Source organism: Lichenifustis flavocetrariae (assembly GCF_026130545.1).
Taxonomy (GTDB): Bacteria; Pseudomonadota; Alphaproteobacteria; order Rhizobiales; family Beijerinckiaceae; genus Lichenihabitans; species Lichenihabitans flavocetrariae.
This window is the reverse complement of record NZ_JAMOIM010000004.1, coordinates 319,482-334,770: the sequence shown is the minus strand read 5'-3', so window position 1 is coordinate 334,770 and position 15,289 is coordinate 319,482. Positions and strand designations below refer to the sequence as shown.

18 protein-coding genes are annotated in these 15,289 nt (G+C 65.9%); 7 read left to right on the top strand and 11 right to left on the bottom strand.

The features are described 5' to 3' along the window. The first annotated feature begins 9 nt into the window (after positions 1-9). Genes M8523_RS08980 through M8523_RS08960 form a run of 5 tightly spaced genes read left to right on the top strand, consistent with a single transcriptional unit; the run spans position 10 to position 4,569 of the window. Positions 10-459, top strand: a complete 450-nt coding sequence (locus M8523_RS08980; RefSeq protein ID WP_282584496.1) for a MarR family winged helix-turn-helix transcriptional regulator — start codon at positions 10-12, stop codon at positions 457-459. Beyond that, the gene (locus tag M8523_RS08975) at positions 456-2,531 is read left to right on the top strand and encodes an FUSC family protein (protein ID WP_282584495.1); all 2,076 of its coding nucleotides are present in this window, start codon (positions 456-458) and stop codon (positions 2,529-2,531) included. Before M8523_RS08980 ends, M8523_RS08975 begins: the two co-directional genes overlap by 4 nt. After that, positions 2,528-2,734 (top strand): DUF1656 domain-containing protein, encoded by a 207-nt coding sequence (locus tag M8523_RS08970; protein ID WP_282584494.1) that lies wholly within the window; start codon positions 2,528-2,530, stop codon positions 2,732-2,734. The genes M8523_RS08975 and M8523_RS08970 overlap by 4 nt, the downstream gene beginning before the upstream one ends. Beyond that, positions 2,734-3,657 carry an efflux RND transporter periplasmic adaptor subunit gene (locus tag M8523_RS08965; protein WP_282584493.1) on the top strand — a complete coding sequence of 308 codons (924 nt, stop codon included), beginning with the start codon at positions 2,734-2,736 and terminating at the stop codon, positions 3,655-3,657. The genes M8523_RS08970 and M8523_RS08965 overlap by 1 nt, the downstream gene beginning before the upstream one ends. Positions 3,658-3,663: 6 nt before the next feature. Continuing rightward, positions 3,664-4,569 carry a glycosyltransferase family protein gene (locus tag M8523_RS08960; RefSeq protein WP_282584492.1) on the top strand — a complete coding sequence of 302 codons (906 nt, stop codon included), beginning with the start codon at positions 3,664-3,666 and terminating at the stop codon, positions 4,567-4,569. Between the two features lie 13 nt (positions 4,570-4,582). On the opposite strand, the gene M8523_RS08955 is transcribed toward M8523_RS08960, so the two are convergent. From M8523_RS08955 to secE, 5 genes are all read right to left on the bottom strand, one after another. Continuing rightward, a complete protein-coding gene (locus M8523_RS08955; RefSeq protein WP_282584491.1) occupies positions 4,583-5,287 on the bottom strand; it encodes a glutathione S-transferase N-terminal domain-containing protein in 705 nt (234 codons plus the stop codon). A 162-nt stretch (positions 5,288-5,449) separates the two neighbouring features. Further along, a complete protein-coding gene (gene rplA, locus M8523_RS08950; RefSeq protein WP_282584490.1) occupies positions 5,450-6,160 on the bottom strand; it encodes a 50S ribosomal protein L1 in 711 nt (236 codons plus the stop codon). 4 nt (positions 6,161-6,164) lie between these two features. Further along, positions 6,165-6,593 carry a 50S ribosomal protein L11 gene (gene rplK, locus M8523_RS08945; RefSeq protein ID WP_282584489.1) on the bottom strand — a complete coding sequence of 143 codons (429 nt, stop codon included), beginning with the start codon at positions 6,591-6,593 and terminating at the stop codon, positions 6,165-6,167. Between the two features lie 146 nt (positions 6,594-6,739). After that, positions 6,740-7,276: a transcription termination/antitermination protein NusG gene (nusG, locus tag M8523_RS08940; RefSeq protein ID WP_282584488.1), complete on the bottom strand. Its 537-nt coding sequence runs from the start codon at positions 7,274-7,276 to the stop codon at positions 6,740-6,742. A 32-nt stretch (positions 7,277-7,308) separates the two neighbouring features. After that, entirely contained in the window at positions 7,309-7,500 is a 192-nt protein-coding gene (secE, locus tag M8523_RS08935; RefSeq protein ID WP_282584487.1) for a preprotein translocase subunit SecE, read from the bottom strand. Positions 7,501-7,964: 464 nt separating this feature from the next. On the opposite strand from secE, the gene M8523_RS08930 reads away from it, so the two are divergent. After that, the gene (locus M8523_RS08930) at positions 7,965-9,026 is read left to right on the top strand and encodes a double zinc ribbon domain-containing protein (RefSeq protein ID WP_282584486.1); all 1,062 of its coding nucleotides are present in this window, start codon (positions 7,965-7,967) and stop codon (positions 9,024-9,026) included. Between the two features lie 170 nt (positions 9,027-9,196). Here the strand turns inward: M8523_RS08930 and M8523_RS08925 are convergent, their stop codons facing one another. Continuing rightward, a complete protein-coding gene (locus M8523_RS08925; RefSeq protein WP_282584485.1) occupies positions 9,197-10,417 on the bottom strand; it encodes an adenylate/guanylate cyclase domain-containing protein in 1,221 nt (406 codons plus the stop codon). Positions 10,418-10,732: 315 nt separating this feature from the next. Here M8523_RS08925 and M8523_RS08920 point away from each other — a divergent pair, with 315 nt between their 5' ends. Further along, the gene (locus M8523_RS08920) at positions 10,733-12,034 is read left to right on the top strand and encodes an Nramp family divalent metal transporter (protein WP_282584484.1); all 1,302 of its coding nucleotides are present in this window, start codon (positions 10,733-10,735) and stop codon (positions 12,032-12,034) included. Positions 12,035-12,074: 40 nt separating this feature from the next. Here the strand turns inward: M8523_RS08920 and M8523_RS08915 are convergent, their stop codons facing one another. From M8523_RS08915 to M8523_RS08895, 5 genes are all read right to left on the bottom strand, one after another. Further along, entirely contained in the window at positions 12,075-12,344 is a 270-nt protein-coding gene (locus M8523_RS08915; RefSeq protein ID WP_282584483.1) for a hypothetical protein, read from the bottom strand. Between the two features lie 85 nt (positions 12,345-12,429). Then, positions 12,430-13,758, bottom strand: a complete 1,329-nt coding sequence (locus M8523_RS08910; protein WP_282584482.1) for a CCA tRNA nucleotidyltransferase — start codon at positions 13,756-13,758, stop codon at positions 12,430-12,432. A 2-nt stretch (positions 13,759-13,760) separates the two neighbouring features. Then, a complete protein-coding gene (locus tag M8523_RS08905) occupies positions 13,761-14,009 on the bottom strand; it encodes a DUF6111 family protein (RefSeq protein ID WP_282584481.1) in 249 nt (82 codons plus the stop codon). A gap of 8 nt (positions 14,010-14,017) precedes the next feature. Then, complete coding sequence (locus tag M8523_RS08900; RefSeq protein WP_282584480.1) at positions 14,018-14,680, bottom strand: CoA pyrophosphatase; 663 nt, start codon at positions 14,678-14,680, stop codon at positions 14,018-14,020. Beyond that, complete coding sequence (locus tag M8523_RS08895) at positions 14,677-15,279, bottom strand: DUF1285 domain-containing protein (RefSeq protein WP_282584479.1); 603 nt, start codon at positions 15,277-15,279, stop codon at positions 14,677-14,679. Before M8523_RS08895 ends, M8523_RS08900 begins: the two co-directional genes overlap by 4 nt. Positions 15,280-15,289: the final 10 nt, after the last annotated feature.

Genomic DNA, 15,289 nt, shown 5'->3' with positions numbered 1-15,289 from the left:
TGACCCGCTATGCCAAAAACCGCCTCATCCCTTGAACAACGATATTGCGTCGCCCTCCTGCAGGCTGCCCGGCGATGGCGGCGTGTTGCGGATGCCGCGGCGATCACGTTTGATCTCTCGGAGGCCACGGCCTTTCCGCTCGTCATGCTGAGCCGGCTTGGGGACGGGATACGACAGTCGACCCTGGCGGAAGTCCTGGGCATCGAGGGGCCTTCGCTGGTGCGCCTCCTCGACCAACTGGGCGCAACGGGTCTCGTCGAGCGTCGGGAAGATGCTTCCGACAAGCGGGCCAAGACGCTGCACCTGACGACGCGTGGACGGGCTGTCGCGGCCGAGATCCAGGCCCAACTCGACGCCACGCGCGCCATGGTCTTTGCGGAATGTCGTCCCGAAGATCTTCAGGCCGGCTTGCGTGTCTTCGCAGCGATCGAAAAGGCCGCCGCGGCGGTTGCATCATGACAGTGCCAAGCGGGCGCGACTGGCTGTTCTCGGTCAAGACCTTCGCGGCCGCGATGCTGGCCGTCTATATCGGGCTGCTCACGTCCCTGCCCCGGCCCTACTGGGCCATGGCGACCGTCTACATCTGCTCGCAGCCGCTCTCCGGCGCGACGCGCTCGAAGGGTGTGTACCGCGTTATCGGCACATGCATGGGCGCAACGGCCGCGATCGTGCTGGTGCCAAGCTTGGCGAACGCGCCGGTCCTGCTGGTCGGCGCGCTCGCCCTCTGGGTGGCGGGATGCCTTTATGTTTCGCTGCTCGATCGCAGTCCGCGCTCCTACACATTCATGCTCGGTGGCTATACGGCGGCGCTGATCGGCTTTCCTGCCGCGACGGACCCCGGCTCCATCTGGGACCTGGCACTCGCGCGGTCGGAGGAAATCACGCTCGGCATATTGTGCGCCAGCCTCGTCTCGAGCCTGGTCTTTCCGCGCTCCGTCGGCGACGTCGTGGCGGCGCGCGCCAATACGTGGCTCGGCGACGGTGCACGCTTGGCGCTCGACGCCCTCACGGGCCGGGGCGGCACCGAGACGCGGCGCGACCTGATCCGGCTGGCCGGGGACGCAGCCGAGATCGACATGCTGGCAACTCATCTCGCCTATGACACGTCGCGTATAAGGGATGCAGCGCATCACGTTCTGGCCCTGCGGCTGCGCATGCTGATGCTGCTGCCGGTCCTCTCCTCGATCGCCGACCGGCTGACGGTGCTGCGTGCGCAGGGTGACGACCTACCGCCCAAGTTGGCGCAGGCGATCGAACGCCTGCGCGGCTGGATCCGCCCCGGACCGCCCTCGTTCGCCGAGGAGGAGCGCATCGCCGGAGAAGCCGATGCCGAGCATCTCCGCGTCGCGATCGCCGAGGCCGAGCCGATGCTCGACCAGCATTCCGATTGGACAGCCGCGGTGACCGCAAGCCTGACGCTGCGGCTGCGGGAGTTCGTGGACCTCGCGAGCGATTGCCGCGCATTGCGGCACAGCATCGCGACCGGCCGCCGCCGGCCAGCCCCGCTCCGCGTCGAGCCGCAGGCCGGCGCCTTGGCACTCCGGCATCGTGATCATGCCATGGCGTTGCTGTCGGCCGTCGGCGTCGCGATCGCAATCGTGCTCTGTTGCACCTTCTGGATCCAGTCCGGCTGGCCGGATGGCTCCGCCGCGCCCATGATGGCCGCCGTCGCCTGCTGCTTCTTCGCCGCGCAGGACGACCCCGTGCCGGCCATCTTGCAGTTCGCCAATTATACGGGTGTCGCCGTGGTGCTGATGGCCGTCTATCAATTCGCCATTTTCCCGCTGGTCCATGACTTCGAGATCCTGGTCCTGGTCCTCGCGCCCATGTTCCTGATCGTCGGTACGCTGATTTCCATGCCGAAGACCGCCGGCCGCGGCCTTGCCATCGCGGCCAACGGATCGACGGTCCTGGCCTTGCAAAGTACCTATGGGGCGGACTTCAATTCCTATGCCAATAGCAATCTCTCGCTCATCCTCGGCATGTACGCGGCCGCGATCGTGACCCGGCTGGTCCGATCGGTCGGCGCCGAATGGGCGATCCGACGACTCATCTGGTCGGGGCGTCGGACCATCGCGGCCGCGGCGGACCGACGCGACCCCGCCAACCGAGCACGCTTCGCAGGACTGATGCTCGACCGCCTCGGGCTTTTGGCCCCTCGCCTTGCGGCTCTCGACACCAACCATGCGCTGCGCGATCGCGATATCCTGGCCCATATCCGGATCGGCCTCAACGTGATCGACCTGCGGGGCGCCCGTTCGGCTCTCACGCTTCCCGCCCAGGAAGCCGTCAAGGCCCTGCTGAAGAGCCTTGCCCGCGTCTACCGGACCGGGCTCGAAGTTTCGGATGCCGGTCTCATCGGCCGGCTCGATGCGGCCTTGGGCCAAGTGCTGTCCTGCGACGAGGCGCCCGCCAAACGCACGGCATTGTTGGCGCTCGTCGGCATCCGACGCGGCTTGTTCCCCGAAGCCCCTCCGTACAGCCCGGACCAGCCGAGCAATCCGGGCCAGATCGAGAGCGCTGCCGCATGACCCACGAGATCGACCTCTACGGCGTCTTTGTCCCCGACCTGCTGGTCTGGATGGCGGCTGCGTTCCTGCTCAGCGCCTTGGCGCGCCGCCTCCTGGCCTTCGCCGGCTTCTATCGCTTCGTCTGGCATCGCGCCCTCTTCGATGCGGCGCTCTACGTCATTCTCCTTGGCGGCCTTGTCGCCGCAAGCCAAAGGTTCGTGTGATGCTTCGGGTCGGCTCAGTGCTGCTTCGTGTGATCGTGACGCTTCTCACCGTGGCGATCGCCTGCGTGGCGGGCTGGCAATTGTGGATCTACTACATGGAAGCGCCCTGGACGCGGGACGGACGCGTCCGGGCCGATATCGTGGCGGTGGCTCCCGACGTCTCGGGGCTCGTCAGCGAGGTCTTGGTGCACGACAATCAGGAGGTCGCGCGGGGTGACGTGCTGTTCCGCATCGACCGCGACCGTTTCGGGCTGGCGTTGCGTCAGGCCGAAGCCAATGTGGCGGGGCGGAAGGCCGCGCTCGACCTGGCCGCCGCCGATCTCAACCGCTATCAGCAGTTGAGCGACAATGTCGTGTCGCGCGAGAAGCTCGAACAGGTCCAGGCAGCCCAACAGCAGGCCGAGGCCAGTTACGAGCAGGCCCTGGCGGACCGCGACGTCGCCAAGCTCAATCTCGTACGCTCCGAGGTGAAGGCGTCGGTGCCCGGCACGATCACCAACATGGACCTGCGGCCCGGCACTTATGTAACGGCCGGCAAGGGCGTGATGGCGCTCGTCGACAGCGACACGCTGCATGTCGAGGGTTATTTTGAGGAAACCAAACTGCCGCGCATCCACATCGGCGATCCCGTGGCGGTGCGCCTCCTCGGGGAAAACCACGACCTTGGCGGGCATGTCGAAAGCATCGCCGGAGGCATCGAGGACCGCGAGCGGAGTTCGGGCGAGAACCTGCTGGCCAACGTCAACCCGAGCTTCACCTGGGTTCGGCTCGCTCAGAGGGTGCCGGTGCGCGTGAAGCTCGACGCGGCGCCCGACGCCATTCACTTTCTGCCGGGGCGGACCGCGACGGTCATCATCAACCCTGGCGAGGATCGGCTGCAACTGTCCTGGGTTCCCTCCACGCTGCAGCATTGGTTCCGGTGAGGTTGCGTGGAGACGCCCGCCGCACCCCGTGAAGAGCACGTCGATCCGCACACACGCTGGATGGCCTGCATGCGGCGCGGCGACGAGGCCGGAGCCTGGGCGATCAGCGAACAGGTGCTGGCTGGTCGCGACCCGGCCACGCGTGACGATCCAAGACTGCCCTATCATCTGCGCTGGGTGTGGGACGGGCGTCCCGTCGCGGACAGACATGTGCTGGTGCGGTGCTACCATGGCCTCGGCGATACGCTGCAGTTCGCGCGCTATCTGCCACTCCTCGGGCGTGTGGCGCGTTCGGTCACGCTCGAATGTCAGCCCGAGCTCGTGCCGCTGCTGTCGGCCATCAACGGCGTCGACAGGCTAATCCCGTTCGACGTCGCGGCGCCAGCGCAGCCGGCTGATTGCGATATCGAGATCATGGAACTCGCCTTCGCGCTCCGGAGCCCAGCCACGGCGGCTCCCCCGCCGTATCTGCGGAGCCCGGAGCCCGCCGCGCCGCTTCCACCGGGAACCTTGGGACTCTGCTGGCAGGCCGGAGACTGGGACCCGGAACGCTCGGTGCCGCCGGCGCTGTTCCTCCCACTCACCTCGCTCCCCTGCGTCACCCTCGCGCCGCGCGCGGCGGAGTTGAACGTGCTGAACCGCGACGGCTGTCCCCGCGAGATCGCCGGAACCGCGGCGCTCGTGGCGGGGGTGGATCATGTCGTTACGGTCGACTCGATGGTGGCTCATCTGGCGGGCGCCCTCGGCCGTCCGACCGCCCTCCTCCTGAAGCACGATGCGGACTGGCGCTGGATGAGCGACCGCATCGACTCGCCCTGGTACCCGTCGATGCGGCTCTATCGTCAGCCTCTGCCCGGAGATTGGGCCTCCGTCATGGCCCGTGTCGCAGCCGATCTTGGATGTTCAGGCTAGACCGGCCACCCGGTCATGGCCGCTTCGGAATATCGAGCCCGCGCTGCACGGCCGGTCTTGCAAGACAGCGTTCGAGCCACGCGGGCACCTGCTGCAACGCCCCGTAATCGACCAGATCGCCCGCGCCGTAGAACCCGACGAGGCCCCGCACCCAGCCGAGCAGCGAGATGTCGGCGATCGTAAAATCGTCGCCCATGATCCAGGGCCGGCTGTCGAGCCGTGTTTCGAGCACCCCGAGAAGGCGCTTCGATTCCGCCACATAGCGGTCGAGCGGCCGCTTGTCCGCGATGTCCTTGCCGGCAAACTTATAGAAGAAGCCAACCTGCCCGAACATCGGGCCGACGGCGGCCATCTGGAAGAAGACCCACTGAATGGTCTCATACCGCCGCGCCGCGTCCCTCGGCAGCAACTGCCCGGTCTTCTCGCCGAGGTAGAGCAGGATCGCGCCCGATTCGAAGAGGGCGAGCGGCGCGCCGTCCGGCCCATTCGGATCGAGGATCGCGGGGATCTTGCCGTTCGGATTGAGGGCCAGGAACTCCGGTCCCCAGGTCTCGTTCTGCATGATATTGACGGCATGGACCTCGTAGGGAAGGCCCATCTCCTCGAGCGCGATCGAGACTTTGACGCCGTTCGGTGTCGGAAACGAATAAAGTTGCAGCTGGTCGGGGTGCTGGGCGGGCCAGCGGCGAGCGATTGGGTATCGGGTAAGGTCGGCCATCACGCTTCCTCACAGGAACGGTGCGGCCGCCCATGGTTGGTCGAAGTCGGCACGCCGGGATCGTCCTTACCATAACGACGGCGCACGAACAGACTTTAACAAAACGGGCGCGACTCCTTTTGGAGTCGCGCCCGCTGAAATGCAAAGCGATTGGAGCGCCGATCAGGCCCCGACAGCGCCCTGCGTCGCGACCGAGGCCGGCTCGATCTTCACGCCGGGACCCATGGTCGAGGAGAGAGAGACGCGCTCGATGTAGGTCCCCTTGGCGCCCGTGGGCTTGGCCTTGGTGACCGCGTCCACGAAAGCCTTGATGTTCTCGATGAGCTTGTCGCTGTCGAACGACGCCTTGCCGACCGAGCCCTGCACGATGCCGGCCTTCTCGACGCGGAACTCGACGGCGCCGCCCTTCGAGGCCTTCACGGCGCCGGCGACATCCATGGTCACGGTGCCGACGCGTGGGTTCGGCATCAGGCCGCGCGGGCCGAGCACCTTACCGAGACGGCCGACGAGACCCATCATGTCCGGGGTCGCGATGCAGCGGTCGAAGTCGATCGTGCCGCCCTGGACGGTGGCGACGAGGTCTTCGGCTCCGACGATGTCGGCGCCCGCCGCAGTCGCCTCGTCGGCCTTGACGCCGCGTGCGAAGACCGCGACCCGGACCGTGCGGCCCGTGCCGTTCGGCAGGTTGACGACGCCACGGACCATCTGGTCCGCGTGCTTGGGATCGACGCCGAGGTTCATGGCGATCTCGACCGTCTCGTCGAACTTCGCGCTCGCATTGGTCTTGATGAGCGATACCGCATCCGACACCGGATAGAGCTTGATGCGGTTAACGGCCTCGCGGGCCTTGGTGATGCGCTTGCTATGTGCCATCGGATTAACCCACCACCTCGAGGCCCATGGACCGGGCGGAACCTTCGATCATCGCGACCGCCGAATCGATCGACGAGCAGTTGAGATCGACGAGCTTCTTCTCGGCGATTTCGCGGAGCTGAGCGCGCGTGATGCGGCCGATCGTGCCCTTGCCGGGCGTCTTCGAGCCGCTGGTGATGCCGACCGCCTTCTTGATGAAGAAGGAAACCGGCGGCTGCTTCATCTCGAACGTGAAGGAGCGGTCCTGATAGGCCGTGATGACGACCGGGATCGGCGCGCCCTTTTCCATCTGCGCCGTGCGGGCGTTGAACGCCTTGCAGAATTCCATGATGTTCAGGCCGCGCTGACCGAGCGCGGGACCGATCGGCGGCGAGGGATTCGCGCTGCCGGCCGGCACCTGAAGCTTCACGTAACCCGTGATCTTCTTTGCCATGTTGTTTCATCCTGTTGGTGCTCCGCCGCACAGGCGGGAGCGGTGACAGATCGTGGTGCGTGAGGCAGGACGGCTTGGCGGGCCGGACGCTCACTCCCACGGGTTCACGCCGCGACGCGGCGCCGGTTCAGGCCGAAGGCCCGAACCTATCCGGCAAGTTTTTCGACCTGCCCGAATTCGAGATCGACCGGCGTGGCACGCCCGAAAATCGAAACGGCCACCTTGAGCCGCGACTTCGCCTCGTCGACTTCCTCGACGATGCCGTTGAAGGACGCGAAAGGCCCGTCCGCCACGCGGACGTTCTCGCCGATGTCGAAATGGATCGACGACTTCGGCCGTTCCACCCCTTCGAGCACCTGACCCTTGATGCGAGTGGCTTCCGCCTCCGAGATCGGCTGCGGCTTGTTGTCGGCGCCCAAAAATCCGGTGACCTTGGGGGTGTTCTTGATCAGATGGTAGACATCGTCGGTCAGATCGGCCTTCACCAGCACGTAGCCGGGGAAGAACTTGCGCTCCGCATTGACCTTCCGGCCGCGCTTCACTTCCACATAGTGCTCGGTCGGCACCATGATCTCCTCGAACTTGTCGGCGAGCCCCCGCTGCGCCGCCTGCTCACGGATCGAATCCGACACCTTCTTCTCGAAGTTCGAGTAGGCGTGGACGATGTACCAGCGCATGGGCATGAGTGAATTCCAACCAACCTTGTAGGCCGAGCTCAGTGGCCCAGGCGAAGAAACAGACTGACGATGAAGTGCAGCGCCTGATCGACGGCGACGAAGAACGCCGAGGCCACCACCACCATGAGCAGCACCATGCCGGTGGTGATCATGGTCTCGCGCCGGGTCGGCCAGGTGACCTTGTTGGCCTCCGTCCGGACCTCTTGCATGAATTGAAACGGATTTGCCATCGACCGTCGCACCAAACGGCCGGGCGCGACCGGAAGCGGAACCTCCACCAGCGCTCAGCCTGAAAGAAGAGCGGCGCGGGACCGGAAGGTCACGCGCCACATCGATTGTCTATAACCGGGCTCGGCGCCGGGTTCAACAGGAAAAGACAGTGGGAGGGAGTCGGCCTGGGTGCGTGGGTCTTTGCGGCGGAAGACCTGTTTCGACCCTACTCGGACCCTCAGCAGGTCTGCTTACCGCGATCCAATAAGCCGTGACGACCGAGTATGGCCGAAAAGGTCTTTGACTTGCACGCTCGTGGCTAGTCCAGCTTGAATAGATTGGGCAGAAGCCGCCGTAGAGCTCTGGCGGCACGGACCTGGAATTGACCCGGTTTACCTACCAAGAGCATGGTTGGCCGCAATACTGCGGACAAACGCTCTCGCGCCTGCGCCGGAGGTGTCGACGTGGATGGAGGTGAACTGGAATGAGATCGGGAACGAGGTTGTCGGAACGATGGTTCAACCGTGCCCTCTGGCTGGTGGCGCTCCTGTTCGCAGGATGCCTGATCGGACTGGGCTCGCTTGTCGTCGGCGATCTTCCCGAGGTTGAACAGCGCTTCACTCTTGATCGTTTCCTCGACCATCCCCAATCGGACGCATCCACAGCGGCTCTGACGCAGATCCACCGGGAGCAGGAGGACAATGGTCGTCGCACCACCGAGGCGCAACTCGCGCTCGACGCGGCCCGCGCGGCATCCGCCAGCGAACAGGACACGTTCGCCAACTGGCTTAAGACGCGCGATGCGACGCAACGCGTCGATCAGGATCCGGGCCTGATCGCACGAACGCAAAAGCTTGATGACCTTAAGGCGGCCGAACGCACGATCGAGGAGCAGATGGCGGCGCTCGCCAAGGCCAGCCTTGATCTGTCGGAGCGGGAGGCCACGCAAGTACAGACCGAAGACGCGCTGCGGTCGAGCGCGCAGGCGAGGCTCGAGGCTGCGAGCAGCCGTCAAGACCTCAGGGTCTTCGGCTATCGCCTAGCCTTCACGCTGCCGTTGCTGGTGCTTGCGGGCTGGCTGCTACTGAAGCGGCGCCACACGCGCAACTGGCCCTTCGTGTGGGGCTTTGCGTTGGCGGCCGCCTTTGGGTTTTTTGTCGAGCTCGTCCCATACCTTCCGAGCTACGGCGGCTACGTGCAGTACGGCGTCGGTTTGATCGCGACGTTGGTCGCCGGCCGCTCCGCCATCCAGGCGCTCGGGCGCTACATGGAACGTCAGCGGGCCGAGGAGGCGCGCCCGAAAGAAGAGCGACGCAGCGAGCTGGTCACCGACCAAGCACTCGTACGTCTGGCCAAGAAGGTATGCCCTAGCTGCGAGCGGCCGATCGACCTCACGGACAGCAAGACGAACTTCTGCCCGCATTGTGGAATCGGCGTCTTCGAGCGCTGCCCGGCCTGTAGCGAGCGCAAGAGTTCCTTCGACCGGTTCTGCTTCAGCTGCGGCCACCACTCGGAACATGCCATCAGCGTGCCGGTGACGCTTTGAGAACGTTCGGTTCGGGGCAACGAGTTGACGTCAGTTGCTGACGCTGAGCCGAACGTCGGGTTTTGGCGGCCAGGAAAGTTCTACTTTCAACCCCAAGCGACCCTCGGCCTGCCCTACTCCCGTCAACCGCGTCGAATTTAAAACTGCTACCACCACCACACACACGCACCTCAGCTCGCAGGCCGCTCCGGATCCAGCGTAAAGAGTTCCTGGGCGCGCCCGACACCCCGAAGCGCGTAGCGGCCGAGCGAGACGAGGCGCTCGCGGTCCTCGAGCGCGGCCGCCATCGCGAAGGCCGACGAAAGCACCACGCTGCGGTCGACCGACCGGCACATCGAGGCGATCCGGCTCACCTCGTTGACGGCGGGCCCGACCACCGTGAAGTCGAGGCGCTGCTCGCTGCCGACATTGCCGAACAGGACATCGCCGATATGCAACCCGAGGTAGATCGATGTGACGGGCCGCCCCTCGTCCCGCCGCCGCTGGTTGAGCGCGATCTTGCTGGCCTTCAGGGTCGCTTCCGCCTCGAGGGCACAGTGACAGGCATGCTGTTGGTCCTCGGCCCGGAAGATCGCCAGCACGCCGTCGCCGATCAGTTTGAGCACGTCGCCGCCATGCTGGTAGATCGCGGATATCGCCGCCTCCGAATAATCGTTGAGGAGCGGGATGATCTCCTCGGGCGCCGCCGTGTCGGTGATCGTCGTGTAGCCGCGCAGGTCCGAGAACCAAAGCACGGCGTTGAGCTTCTCGGCGACGCCGCGCGTGATGCGCCCGCTGAGCACGCGCGCCCCGGCATCCCGGCCGAGATAAACCTCCACGAGCGTGGCCGCGACACGGGCCAGCGAGACGCATTTGATGGCGAGAGCCAAGGCCGGTAACAACTCGCGGAGCGCGACCAGTTGGGCCTGGCTGAACCCGTCGTCATGGTGCGTCGACCAGGACGAGTAGACGCAGTCCATATCGCCGAAACTGCCCTCGCGGGCGAAGCGGTGAATGAAGGCCGCGTAGCCGACCAAGCCATCCCGACGCAAGGCCTCGAAGTTCCAGAATTCCGCCTCGGTCGAGGAAAGATGACAGGCGTATTCGTCCGCCCCCGTGTCGAGCAGGTGAGAGAAGACGCTGCGCCGCCAGTTCTCGGCCGCCTCCAGGTTGTCGCTCGTGCGGCCATATTCGAGCATCCGGCTTTCCTCGACGCCATCGTTGCGCCACCGGAACACGCGGCCCTCGTAGACGGGGTGGAGCGTGTCGATCAGCACCATCCCGCGCGCGAGGTCGAGACCCAGGTGACAGCAGCGTTCACAAAACCCGTGCAGCAGCTCGGTCTCGCTCGCGCCGGCGAGGCCGCGCTCAATCACCCAGGCTCTGGTGGTCTCGATGCTATAGTTCGTCAAAACGGATGATCTCCGAGCCGATGCCGTCGCGGGACCTGCGCCAGGCATCGAGCGTCTCTTCACTGGTGTGGTGCTGGAAACTTTTCATTTGCACCAGAGGCGGCACAGCAGGACCGCGCGCCGCTTGAGCGCCCGGCGGCACTTGTTTGCGCCCCATCCAGTTCAGTTTACGCGATCCGCCGCATTACGACTACCGCCGCGGCATCTGCGGGGATTGAACCTTGCGAAAGCCACTCCCAATATAGCCAAGCCGCAGAGGGTTCGGTGCTCACGCGTTGCGGCGGCGGCGATTATTTCTTGAACGTCAGAGAGGTCATGTCACTCCAGGCGCTGACGGATCGAACCGCGATCGGCATTTCAGAGGTCCTGTCAGGCCGCCGCCCCGCCGGCGTGATGTCGTCCTTGTTGTTCGTCGGCCCGGCCTTGGTGGCTTCGATCGCTTACATAGACCCCGGCAATTTCGCGACCAACATCCAGGCCGGCGCCCGGTACGGCTACACATTGCTTTGGGTGGCGCTCCTGGCCAATCTGATCGCGATGCTGTTTCAGGCGCTGTCGGCCAAGCTCGGCATCGCGACCGGCCGCAATCTGGCGGAACTCTGTCGCGAGCAATTTCCGCGTCCGCTCGTCGTCGCAATGTGGCTCGTCAGCGAAATCGCCGCAATGGCGACCGACCTTGCGGAATTTCTCGGCGCCTCAATCGGCCTCTCGCTTCTGCTGCATCTCCCCCTGCTGTTCGGCATGCTCATGACCGGGCTTGTCACCTACGTGATCCTCCTGGCGGACCGAGGGGGTTTCCGCCCGTTGGAGATCATCATCGGGGCCATGGTGGTGTTGATCAGCCTTTGCTATATGGCCGAGATGTTCATCGCGCCAGTGGACTGGACCGCGGCGGCATTCCACATGGTGGTCCCGCAGATCCCCGACGCGCAGGCGCTCACCATTTCGGTCGGGATCGTCGGCGCGACCGTGATGCCACACGCGCTCTACCTTCATTCAGGCCTGACGCAAAGTCGAGGTCGCGCGACGGACGCGCGGGGACGCCGCCTGCTGGTCCGCTTTTCAAACCGAGAAGTCGTGGCCGCGCTGATCGGCGCGGGGCTGGTCAACATGGCCATGATCGCGATGGCCGCGAGCGCCTTTCATGCCGGGCACAGCGAGGTGGCCGAAATCGGAACCGCCTACCATACGCTCACGCCGCTGCTCGGCGGTGGTGCCGCGGCGATTTTCCTCGTGTCGCTGATCGCCTCCGGCTTGTCGAGCTCGGTCGTCGGCACCCTCGCGGGACAGATGATCATGCAGGGCTTCGTGGCCTTCCGGATCCCGGTCGGGGTCCGGCGGCTGGTCACGATGGCGCCCGCCTTCGTGGTCGTCGCGCTCGGCGTCGACCCGACCAGGGCTCTCGTGCTCAGCCAGGTCGTCCTCAGCATCGCGTTGCCGGTTCCGATGGTGGCCCTGGTGCTGCTTACGCGGCGGCGTGACCTGATGGGCGCTCTGGCCAACGGCCGGCTCGTCAATGGCGTGGCGGTCGCGAGTTCCGTCCTTGTACTCGCGCTGAATGCGATCCTGCTGTTGCAGAGCTTCGGTGTGCCGATTCCGGGTTTGGCGACAGCCTGAGTGGAGGCATGAAGGACCACCGACCGGCGGTCCGTGCCGCTCAATCGGCCGAGGGGAGCCGCCGCATCGTGAACTCGATGCGACCGTCGTCGAGAACCTTCCAGGACTCGATTTCCGTCATATAGGCGGCTTTGGGAAAGCGCGTGAACCAGTCGCGTGCCGCCGATCGGGCATCCTCCCTGGTCAGGGTGAAGGTTTCACGGCACCACCCATCCGTACGTCGGGGCACATTGGAGGTGCGCCCACTCTGGTCGCGCCGCTGGCCAAGGCGACGGGCCACGTCGACCGGCATCTTTCGCTCGGTTGCCATCCCGGACTCCCTGCGGCGCGCCGGCCCGGAGAAGCCGCCCGTGGTTTCCGGGGCTGAATTTACCACGAAATCCAGCAATCGCGAGTCATTCGTCCGTTGGTTTCTCCCTGCCGGAGCCATGATCGCGCGCCACCTCCCGGGCGCCGCCACGCACGGTCACGATGGATTCATCGAGCAAGCGATGCAGAACGGCCGGCTCCTCGGGAAAGCCTGCCCGAATCCATCGGGCCTGCACGTCCTTCAAGACCGCGCCGATCTGGGGTCCGCTGCGAAACCCACGCGCCATCACATCCGCGCCCGACACAGCTAGCGTCGGCACCATGACGGAGGCGGCCTGGCGCGCCGCCTGTTGCCAGCCAGGGTCGTCGGGCGACGCGCCGCTGTCGACATGCGCCATAAGCAGCACATCGACCGCACTCTGCCGGCCGACGGAATAGAGCAGAGCCAGGATCGCGAGCGCATCCGGGGCCGCAGCGCGGGTCGAGGCCGCCGCGGACGCCTCCGCGAGCCGCACGAGGCGGTCGCGCTCCTCGTTCGAGAGGCGCAGGCGATCGCGGAGGCGCGACACGTCCGCGACTGTTGCGAGACCCAGAGCCGCGAGCGTCCGGAGGGGGTCGGGTGGCCACCCCCCCGCTTGCTCGACGGCCGAAAGGCGAGCCTGCCGCCACGGCCGACACGGATCGCCGATCAGGATTGGCAGCACTCCGATGGCCTGCATGGCCTCCACGATCGGGGTGACACGGCTGGCGGTCAGCAATTTGAACAGCTCGGCCCGCACGCGTTCGCGCGACAGGTGATCGAGTCCGTCCCGCTGCGCCGCGCAGGCCGCGAGGCCCTCCGGATCGAGCTCCCCGGTGGTGTAGCTTGCGGAAAACCGGAAGAACCGCAGCACGCGCAAATAATCCTCGCGGATGCGCGTCGTCGAATCGTCGATGAACCGCACCCGGCCAGCCGCAAGGTCCGCGACTCCCTCCGTATAATCATAGAGCCTGCCCTCCGGGTCGACCGACAGGGCATTGATGGTGAAGTCCCGGCGCCGGGCGTCCTCGACGAAGCTCCGGCCAAACAGCACCACGGCGTGGCGGCCGTCCGTCTCCACGTCTTCCCGCAACGTCGTGACCTCGAACGGCTCTCCGCGCACCACGACCGTCACGGTCCCATGCGCGACCCCGGTCGGGATCGTCCGCAGGCGTGCCGTCTTGGCTCGGGCCATCACGACATCGGGGGTGGCCGTCGTGGTGATGTCGATATCGCCGGTCGGCAGTCCCAGCAAGGCATTGCGGACAGCGCCGCCGACCACGCGGGCCTCTTCGCCCTCCCGGTTCAAGAGCGCCAGCAAGGCCATCACGCGGCCGTCGTCCAGGAACACGCGATTCGTCAGCACACCGCCAGCGAGATGCAGGCTACGCGGCATCGTCATTCCATGTGCCCCGGCACCAGCTGGCCGCCTTCGAGATGCGCCGGCGTGTAGCTGCCTCGGGACCGCGGCCCCAAGATCCCGAGGGCCAGAAGACCGAGGATCACCAAGCCAAACCCGCAGGAGGCGAGGAGCAGGATCGGCTCAGGCCTGCTGTCCGGCTTGGGGGGCCGGGCGGCCCGGATGAGGAGCAGCCCGGCATAGACCACAAACGGAAGGAGGAAGAGGGCCAATCCTTCGGCGCTCATGCGCAGCATCAGGCGTACAGGCGTTCGTAGAGGTTGCGCAGCATGCCGGCCGTGGCCCCCCAGATGTTCCGCTCAGCATAAGGCATGGCGTAGAAACTGTGTAGGGTGCCGCCGAAGCTACGGGACTGACGCCGATGGTTGGAGGGCTCCATCAGGAACCCGAGCGGCACCTCGAAGGCATCATGCACTTCGTCCGGGTTGAGGGACAGCCGAAACGGCGGCGTGACCAGCGCGACCGTCGGGATCACCAGATAGCCGGTGCCGGTCAGGTAGGGCTCAAGATAGCCGAGTGGTGTCACGTGCCCCGCATCGAGGCCGATCTCTTCCCTGGCCTCGCGCAATGCGGCATCTGCGGGCGAAGCGTCTTCGGGATCGATGCGGCCGCCTGGAAAGGCGATCTGCCCGGAATGGGTGCGGAGGGTCGCGACGCGCTGCGTCAGGATGACCGTCGCCTCGGACTCGTGGTCGACGACAGCCACCAGCACGGCAGCCGCTTTGGGGGGCTTCAGGGTCATGCCAGGCGGGAGCCCGTCGAGCGCATGGTCGCCGGCTTGCGGGACTGGAGATTGCTCGAACACGTCCGCGGGCAGATCGAAGGTGAGCCGGGTTTGTGCGCGCCGTGCGAAATCCGTCCCGGAGAATGTCTGCGTCGCGGCGGCCTCGTGCGTCATGCGTTGAAGCCGATCGCATTTGCCGGCGCCATCGGGAAAAACGATCCCGACGACGCGACGCCGAACATTTCCAGCCCTTCGCACTGACGCACTTCCCCGCGTTCGACCAGGTCGTAGAAGAGGGCCCGGCTGACCAGGGCCCAGAGGTCGTCGCGCACGAGGACATAGGGTTTCATGCCCTCGGCCGCGCCGGGCTCGAAGCGCAGCGGGTGGTCCGCATCCACTGTCACCCAATCGTCCACATTGGTGCGCAGGCGGAGGATCGGGTGGCCAACCTCCAACCCGACCGCGAGTTCGACTGCCACGAAAGGAGCATCCTCAACCTTGATCCCGACCTTCTCGACCGGGGTGACCAGCACATGACGATCATCCTCGCGCCGCAACACCGAGGCGAAAAGGCGCACCATCGCGGGGCGGCCGATCGGCGTGCCTTGATAGAACCATGTGCCGTCGCGGGCGATCCGCATGTCGATCTCGCCGCAAAACGGCGGATTCCAGAGGTGAATGGGTGGGCGACCGGAGCCAGCCTTCGCCACGACGGCCCCGAGGGCCTCGAGGGGGCCGGCTTCCGTGAGCAGAGCTTCACTTGCTTTCGCCATGATCCGGCTC